General features: G+C 57.4%; 11 protein-coding genes. 3 read left to right on the top strand and 8 right to left on the bottom strand.

The features are described 5' to 3' along the window. The 3 genes from lepB to ACH2EH_RS26535 form a co-directional block, all read right to left on the bottom strand. Positions 1 to 680, bottom strand: a 680-nt coding sequence (gene lepB / locus ACH2EH_RS26545; RefSeq protein ID WP_395146433.1) for a signal peptidase I, incomplete at its 3' end; no start/stop codon positions are given. Next, positions 677 to 1717, bottom strand: a complete 1041-nt coding sequence (locus ACH2EH_RS26540; protein ID WP_395146432.1) for a sensor histidine kinase — start codon at positions 1715 to 1717, stop codon at positions 677 to 679. The genes ACH2EH_RS26540 and lepB, both read right to left, overlap by 4 nt. Further along, positions 1714 to 2415 carry a response regulator transcription factor gene (locus tag ACH2EH_RS26535; RefSeq protein WP_309687700.1) on the bottom strand — a complete coding sequence of 234 codons (702 nt, stop codon included), beginning with the start codon at positions 2413 to 2415 and terminating at the stop codon, positions 1714 to 1716. Before ACH2EH_RS26535 ends, ACH2EH_RS26540 begins: the two co-directional genes overlap by 4 nt. Before the next feature lie 61 nt (positions 2416 to 2476). On the opposite strand from ACH2EH_RS26535, the gene ACH2EH_RS26530 reads away from it, so the two are divergent. Both ACH2EH_RS26530 and ACH2EH_RS26525 read left to right on the top strand, forming a co-directional pair. Beyond that, positions 2477 to 2872, top strand: a complete 396-nt coding sequence (locus ACH2EH_RS26530) for a hypothetical protein (RefSeq protein ID WP_395146431.1) — start codon at positions 2477 to 2479, stop codon at positions 2870 to 2872. Continuing rightward, positions 2869 to 3567 carry a hypothetical protein gene (locus ACH2EH_RS26525; protein WP_395146430.1) on the top strand — a complete coding sequence of 233 codons (699 nt, stop codon included), beginning with the start codon at positions 2869 to 2871 and terminating at the stop codon, positions 3565 to 3567. Before ACH2EH_RS26530 ends, ACH2EH_RS26525 begins: the two co-directional genes overlap by 4 nt. Here ACH2EH_RS26525 and ACH2EH_RS26520 read toward each other — a convergent pair. Continuing rightward, a complete protein-coding gene (locus ACH2EH_RS26520) occupies positions 3564 to 4259 on the bottom strand; it encodes a hypothetical protein (protein WP_395146429.1) in 696 nt (231 codons plus the stop codon). The genes ACH2EH_RS26525 and ACH2EH_RS26520 overlap by 4 nt on opposite strands. A 94-nt stretch (positions 4260 to 4353) precedes the next feature. Here ACH2EH_RS26520 and ACH2EH_RS26515 point away from each other — a divergent pair, with 94 nt between their 5' ends. Further along, positions 4354 to 4974 carry a hypothetical protein gene (locus ACH2EH_RS26515; protein WP_395146428.1) on the top strand — a complete coding sequence of 207 codons (621 nt, stop codon included), beginning with the start codon at positions 4354 to 4356 and terminating at the stop codon, positions 4972 to 4974. On the opposite strand, the gene ACH2EH_RS26510 is transcribed toward ACH2EH_RS26515, so the two are convergent. The 4 genes from ACH2EH_RS26510 to ACH2EH_RS26495 all read right to left on the bottom strand — a co-directional run. Then, positions 4971 to 5408, bottom strand: a complete 438-nt coding sequence (locus ACH2EH_RS26510) for a hypothetical protein (protein WP_395146427.1) — start codon at positions 5406 to 5408, stop codon at positions 4971 to 4973. The genes ACH2EH_RS26515 and ACH2EH_RS26510 overlap by 4 nt on opposite strands. 40 nt (positions 5409 to 5448) lie before the next feature. Continuing rightward, positions 5449 to 5898, bottom strand: coding sequence for a hypothetical protein (locus ACH2EH_RS26505; protein ID WP_395146426.1), 450 nt, complete (start codon positions 5896 to 5898; stop codon positions 5449 to 5451). Further along, positions 5895 to 6917, bottom strand: coding sequence for a hypothetical protein (locus tag ACH2EH_RS26500; RefSeq protein ID WP_395146425.1), 1023 nt, complete (start codon positions 6915 to 6917; stop codon positions 5895 to 5897). Before ACH2EH_RS26500 ends, ACH2EH_RS26505 begins: the two co-directional genes overlap by 4 nt. 77 nt (positions 6918 to 6994) lie before the next feature. After that, a partial coding sequence (locus ACH2EH_RS26495; protein WP_395146424.1) for a lysophospholipid acyltransferase family protein occupies positions 6995 to 7327 on the bottom strand: 333 nt, incomplete at its 5' end.

Raw genomic sequence — 7327 nt, 5'->3', positions numbered from 1 at the left:
GGCTCATTAAGTGGCTTTCCATTGATGAGAACCTCACCTGGAGTCAGCTCCACTTTTGCGCCGGGCTGGCCGAACTGGCGTGCAATATCGGCGGGCAGAATCTTCTCGGTACGATTCACCAGGACATAGTCCTTGAAGAACCTCACCGATTTTCTGTCGTCAATGCCCAGCCGATTCCGTAGCTCCTGCTGGGCTGCATGCGCATTGGTATCCACTCCCTGGGACTCAAAAACTTCAGCACCAACCGTGAGCTTGGCTCCGTGCACCTCGATCTTGTCGCCGGGCAGGCCGATGCAGCGCTTGATATAGTCCTGCTCTAGTGTCGCGCTTCCGGTGGCTTCGGGCGGAGCCGCAAAAACCAGCACATCACCACGCTGTGGATCGCGAAAACGAAACGACATCTTATCCACGATCAGGCGATCCCCGATCTCCAGGGTCGGCACCATGCTCTCTGAGGGAATATAGAACGCCTGCGCCACAAACGGGCGGATGAGCAAGAATGCCAGCGCCAGCACAAAAGTGACGGTGTCGCAAGTCTCAGAGATCGTGCGCGCCCAGTTATCACGCAAGAGCTTTACGAGCGCAAGGCGCAGAATCGTGAAACCGGCGATGACTGCAACCACAATGGTCGGGCTAATATTAGCAAGCTGGTCAGAAAGAGGGATAGATTGTTCATTCATAGCGATTTGGCAAGGGGCAAGGTCACAATAAAGCGAGACCCTCTACCCAATTCGCTATCTGCGACAATGGTTCCTCCGTGGGCCTCAACAATATGCTTTACGATAGAAAGACCCAGCCCCGTTCCCCCGGTTGCCGTTCCCGCTTCACCCAGAAATTTCCGCGCCCGATCCGCCCGCCAAAAACGCTCGAAAATACGTGGCAGATCCTCTTTCAAAATTCCAATTCCCGTGTCCGCGACCGTGACAGTGAGGGTTGCTTTTTCGCGCACCACTGCCATTTCCACACTGCCGCCTGAGGGGGTGTACTTAATGGCATTATCGAGTAAGTTAAAGAAAACCTGCTCCAGCTCACTCCGATCCGCCTCAAGCTCCAGTGCGGGCATCGTCTCCGGCAGCGAGATGCGCACAGCGCGACGGGCGGCGTAGGTTGCAAGGCGCTCCGCGATATCCACCAGCAAGTCGCCCAGATCGAAGCGCTCCCGAGCAGGGGGCAGGGTCTCGGAGCGTGCCAGAAAAGTAAGATCCTCGGAGAGCCGCACGAGGCGATCCACCTCACGGACAATATTGCCCAGAAACTTCTCGCTGACCTCGGGATCGTTCAGAGCACCGTCTTGTAGGGTCTCCGCCATGGCGCGGATTGAGGCAAGCGGTGTGCGCAGCTCGTGGGAGACATTGATCACAAACTCGGTTCGCACCGTCCGTAGCCGTGTCAGCTCTGTCTGATCGGAAAAAAGAATCATCGCCCCCCCCGACGACAGCCCTAGCGCCCGGGCTTTCACAAAGCGCTCTTTGCCATTAACGAGGCGCACTTCGGCCTCTTGTGGCAGCTTGGTGCCTCGCGCCAGCTCAACCAGCTCGACCAGAGCCCGCTGGTGTGTAGCCTCCAACAGAGAGCGCCCCAGGACCCGTTTCGCATTATTATCTACCGTCAGATAGCCAACCGCCGTCTCGTTAGCGTAGATGATCTTATTATTGTCATTGACGCGTAGGAGTCCATCTTGGACAAGAAGCGCCATCTGCTCTAAGCGCTTACTCATGGCTGGAACTTATATCCGACGCCGCGTACAGTCAGAAGGTGCTCCGGACTGGAGGGATTGGGCTCGATCTTCTCACGCAGCCAGCGGATATGCACATCCACGGTGCGCTCCTCGACCACTTCATCGGTTCCCCAGACCCGGTCCAGCAGCGCCGCCCGGTCAAAGACTCTCCCGGGGTGCGCCGTAAGAAGCACCAGCAGATTAAACTCCTTGCGTGCCAGCTTCACAGGGGTACCTTTGCGTGTGACTTCATGCTTCTCCAGATCCACAACCAGCTCCAGCGCGGCGGAGACGAGCTGTGGTCCGACCACATTACTCTCCCCTTCGACTCCCGCGCGGCGCAGCAACGCCTTGATCCGTGCCACCAGCTCGCGCATTCCAAAGGGCTTGACCACGTAGTCATCCGCCCCGATCTCCAACCCCTGCACACGATCACTCTCCGCAATCCGCGCCGTGAGCATCAAGATCGGTACACGCTCGCCTTGCTGGCGGATCAGGCGGCAGATATCAAAGCCGCTCCCGGAGGGCAACATCACATCCAGAACAATTAAATCAGGATGATGGGTGCGAAAAAGCTGGAGCGCCTCGTCCGCATCTCCAGCAGTCAGAACCGTAAAGCCCTGTGCCTTCAAGTTGTAGCGGATTGCCTCAATAAGGGTCGGCTCATCGTCCACGACCAGGATGGTTTCTTGGGCCATTATGCCTCTATTATCCCGCATTACCTACCAAAGGCATTAAGTCTCTGTTAAACTTATTGCTATGGCAGGTAAATCCGGTAAAGAAAACAAGAAAAGCAAGAGCGAGCTCTCCGACATTCTGGGGGAGCTCGCGGCGTTGCGTCAGGATGTAGAAGCGCTCAAGTTGTCAGAAGCAGCACCTCTCGTAGGCCGAACACTCAATGCCGAGCAAATCGCACGCAAAGCCAGCGCCTTCTCCCCCGTAGCCCGTGCACGGCTAATCGAGACGCTCCTCACCGAGGGGCCACAGCCCCCTCCGCAGCTTGGTGACACCTGTGGACTGGCGACGGGCTCACTCTACCACCACCTTCGGGAGATAGTTGCAGCAGGCATTGCCACCGTCGAGGGCAAAGTCTACCAGCTCACACCTGAGGGAGCGCGCCTCGCCCGAGCGTTCTTCTCCCCCGCCGACGAATGAAGCAGCACCAAACGGCAGCGGTGGAGCCGCTTCGAGAGCGGCTGCGTCACTATATTCGTGTCACGAAGCAGGAAGGCCACCGGCGACGCTACCAGTCCCTGCCCGGAGTCGCCTTCCTCCTCTTAGGATTTATCTTGCTGATCGCCACGATTTTCTGGCCGGTGTTCTTAATTGCTCTTCTCTTCTTCCTGGCTGCCGCTCTGAACTTTGCGGCAACCAGGACGAAAGTCACGCCGGAGTGGGTACGCAACGGTACTCAGGTTCAGGAGGAGCTTAGTAAAGTTCCCAAGGAGCTTCTCTCGGAGCTACTTGAGCTCGGGGGAGCCCTGGAGACACTCCCTCGGCTTCGGCAGAGCCGCAGCCGCACCGATCCCAATGTCAGCCGAGCAAACCGACTTGTCTTTGATATCCAGGAAGCACTCTTTGTGGCACTCACACACCTGCTCGCCTGCCGTACTCCCTCGGAGCTCGTGCAGCTCGACGAATCCCAGCGCGCTTTCTTGCGCCGTGCGATCTTCCGCACCGCCGACGCTCGATTTATCACCTGCGCTTTTCTGGTTCTTGCTACGCTACAAGATTCGCACCTGAGCGCACAAGCTGAGGACATGGCAACGCGCCACCCCTCGGAGCGGATCAGAGAAGCGGCCAGTGAGTATCTCTACGCGCTGACCACTTCCTTGCCTTTTAAAGTTTAGTTACCACCGCCACGACGACCCTGAGGTCGTGGATGATCTTTGATGTACTTCTCGACCATGGCTTTCTGCTCGGGAGTCAGGATGGCTAGTGCCTTGGCATCCGCGCCCCCCGTACCACGCATTCCTTGCGAGAGTTCACGAACACGATCCATATCCTGGCTGGCCATTGCCTCCTGAATCTGCTTGGTAACGGCAGCGCGCTCTTTTTGAACCACGGCTGCCCGCTCTGTCAGCGCTTTGGTTTGCTCCGCCGTCAGCTTCAGATCACCATTAAGCTGCACGGGGATTCCTAGTGTCTGGAGCAGTTGCAGCGTCTTGAGCACCTCAGGACGCGCTTTTTTCTGGTCATCGTTTAGTAGAGCAAGAATCTCGGTCTCCGCTTTTTTTCCGTTTGCCAGGTTTGTTTTTTGTAGCTCCTGCATCGCCTCTTGATTGAAACCACCACCGTTGCGCAGCTCCTGCATGGCGGCCTGCATCTTGTCCTGGACGGCTTTCTGGATTGCGGCCACTTTTTTCTGGACTTCTTCCGAGAGCTTCAGCTCTTTTCCCAGCGCCTCCGCGGGCACCGTCGCCACGGTGAGTGGCTGATTGCCACGTCCAAAGCCAAAACCACCACCGGGTGGCTGAGCAAATGCAGTCGTACTCACCAATGCACCGACTGCTAATGCAGCACCAAAACGATAAAGACTCATTGTAAATTACCCCTTAAGTCCGTATCGTAACCTAGCCTAAACCGGTTGTCAATACCGTCCCGCAAAGTCACTCAGTGCGCGTACAGAGCTTAGGATGATTCGTTACAAAGAAGCCCCCGCGCTCACACGGGTCACCCGTGCGCCAGAAGAGCAGCTCGCTCTCGTTCGGGATGAAGTGGCGCCGTGTCAGGCACAGTTGGCACGGTGGAAAATCGTTCCCTGGCTGCTTCCCCTGGCCGCGCTCGCGATGCTGATGGGCTACAGCGAGCCGAGCTTGATTCTGGGGCTACTTGGCATGATGGGACTGTGTCTAACGCAGCGTGAGCGACGGCTCTGGGGAGTGGCGAGAAAACAAGCGGAGCAGCTCGCCGTGGAGGTCAAGAGTACTGATGCCGTCGGGCCACTGCTAGACTTTGCACGCTGGGGGGGAACAGAGGCCACTGTCTGCCATGAAGCGCTAGAGCGACTCCTTCCTCGACTGGATACTTCCCGTGCCCTGCGCCTCAGTGCTTCCCAGCGTGCGTATCTGCGCCACTGCGCGGAGAACCAGGAACCAACCGTGGAGCTGACGGTCGCAGCGCTGCTTGTTTTAAGCAGCACTGCCGACCTTATGGCCATCCCCATCGCCCGGAAACTGGCCGTCTCCTCATCAAGCCAGCGCATTCGTGATGCCGCCGAGCTTTGCTTGGAAGAATTCAGCGGTCAGGAAACCTAGAAGATCACTTCGTCTGCGCCGTCATCTTTCCAGACCAGCTTGGCGCTTGCAAGCCCTGGCGTTAGAACAATGCGCAGGCTCTTGACTCCCTTCACCTGATCGCTGGTGCCGTCCTCACGCACTCCCAAACCGAAGTAGAGCCCGTCTAGGTTATTGGCCTCCACGGCGGAGAGTGAGATGCGTTTTCCTTTGGCGATAATTTCGACGGAGCCCGGGAAGAGGTTGATATTGTTGCCTTCTCGACGCACGAGAATCGCTGTGACCATCCCTTTTTCGCTATCAATGTCCACCGAGATACTCTCAATAGACCCCGTGAGAACAGACTGCCCGTTGTGTAGAACATGGAGCCCATCCGCACTATCCGACTCGTAGGCGATCCAGGTGAGATTCGCATCCAGACGCGCGACTTCGGCGGCGGCAGGTCGGTTTGACATGTCGTATTTCCTTCTTCTCGCTCCCATGAATTTTGGGCGATTATATAATGGTGTGGGTAATCACTTCATCGCGCAGCAGAAAACGCGATTTATAGACACTCACATAGGCCTGAACAAAGCTATCCACAGCATTGATATCCACGACAACATCCACCACGCGGTCGGTGATGTCCTCGCCATTCAGCCAGACTCGCAGGTGACGCATGTCCACCATCGGGTGCTGGTTCTCCATGACAATCGTATAGCCGGGAAACTCCATTGAGATTCGTCCGGGGAAGATATCAATAGGAGCCATAGGATCCTCAGCAGGCCGGATCATCGCGGTGAGATCCGCCCCTTCCCAGATTCCCCCCTGCACCTCATCCCCCCAGTCATCGCGCCCAGCACTGAGCTCGATATAGAGCTGTGCTGCCTCGATGGCATAGCCGTTACTCATCAGGCTGGTTGAGTCCCAGTCGCCGCCGGTACTAAAAAGAATCTCGTTTCTCAACGGCGACGCCCCCCCCCAAAGCTGCGTCCGCCGCCAAAAGAGCTACCACCCGAAGGACGGCTACTAGAGAAGCCTGAGCTGCCGGAACCAAAGCTAGGACGGCTACTGGAGCTCCCCGAGCCAAAGCTCGGACGAGAAGCGCTAGAACTACCCGAACCAAAGCTGGGACGGCTCGCCGAAGAGCTGCCACTACCAAAGCTACCCGTGCTTTTTGAGCCGCTACCAAAGCTCGGGCGCGAAGCGCTCACGCCCCCTCCACTGGTTCGAGCACCCGACGTCCCCCCAAACGAACCAGAACCGCCTGACGAGCGACTAAAGGAGCCTGTGGAAGCACTCCGACGGCCCACGGAGGAGTAGTTAAAGCTATTACGGTTGCTCGTGACAAGCACACGGTTCACGGGATTAGAGCGGTAGTAGTTGGAGTAGCTGTTCCAGCCGTAGTAGGGCCGTCCCCCTACATTGATCATCATCCCCGCCATCGCGCCAAAGACGGCACCGGATACCCAGGGGTTATAGCTGGAGTAGCCCCCGTAGTAGTGCATCCCCGGATACCACCCCATTCCTGTGTACGCGGACCACGATGGCGCAATGCCAACAAACATAGGGCGAGTGTAGGCATAGTTTTGTGGGAAGGGATACCAGATAGCTCCCTGCGCCGCCGCGTTTTGCAGCCCCTCTCCCGCACGAACATAGAGTGTGGGGACATTGGCATCGTTCACAAAATACATATCGCCACTGGTTCTGCCGAACTTCATGACATACATGTTCTGGTTTTCAAACGGCACGATAATGGTCTCGCCAGAGGCAGCGTAGAGCTGGTAGCCGCCCTGATCAAAGACGGCACGGGTGATGGGTACTTGCTGGCCCGATGGTACATCCTTGTAGTTGTAGGCTTCCCCCTTACCAGGCGCGGTCATTGCGGGAGGCGGAGGAGCGACCGGCGGTGCCATGGTCACGGGACGCGGCTGCATACAGCCTGCCAACCCCACTGTAGCAAGCCCTAAAACTCCAAAACGCATTGTATTTGTCATCTTGTAAAACCTCATGTTAGATAAGAACCAGTTTACCCGGAAAAGTTGCATGCCTCCCTAAAAAGTCAGTCGTGCTTTTGGGGTTTGCCTTCAGGGATGGGTTGATCGAGCATCTGGGCGAGGCGCTCAGTGAGGCGGCGGGTGGCTTCCTCGACCGCGCCTTTCTTGCCGTAGAGATCTGAGAAGTCTAGCGGCTCGCCGAAGATCACGGTGACGGGCTTAGGGGATCTCTGGAGCTTTATTGCACCGTATGGCAGCACTTTATTGGTATTGATCAGCGCCACGGGCACGACCGGCACTTTCGCCCGCAGCGCGACAAGCAGTGCCCCAGGATGGAGCGGCTGGAGCGTGCCTTCCGCGTTGCCGCCGCCCTCGGGGAAGATAATGACGGCCTCACC

The sequence above is a fragment of the Armatimonas sp. genome, from assembly GCF_043760365.1.
GTDB lineage: Bacteria > Armatimonadota > Armatimonadia > Armatimonadales > Armatimonadaceae > Armatimonas.
This window is presented reverse-complemented; position numbering and strand designations above follow the sequence as displayed.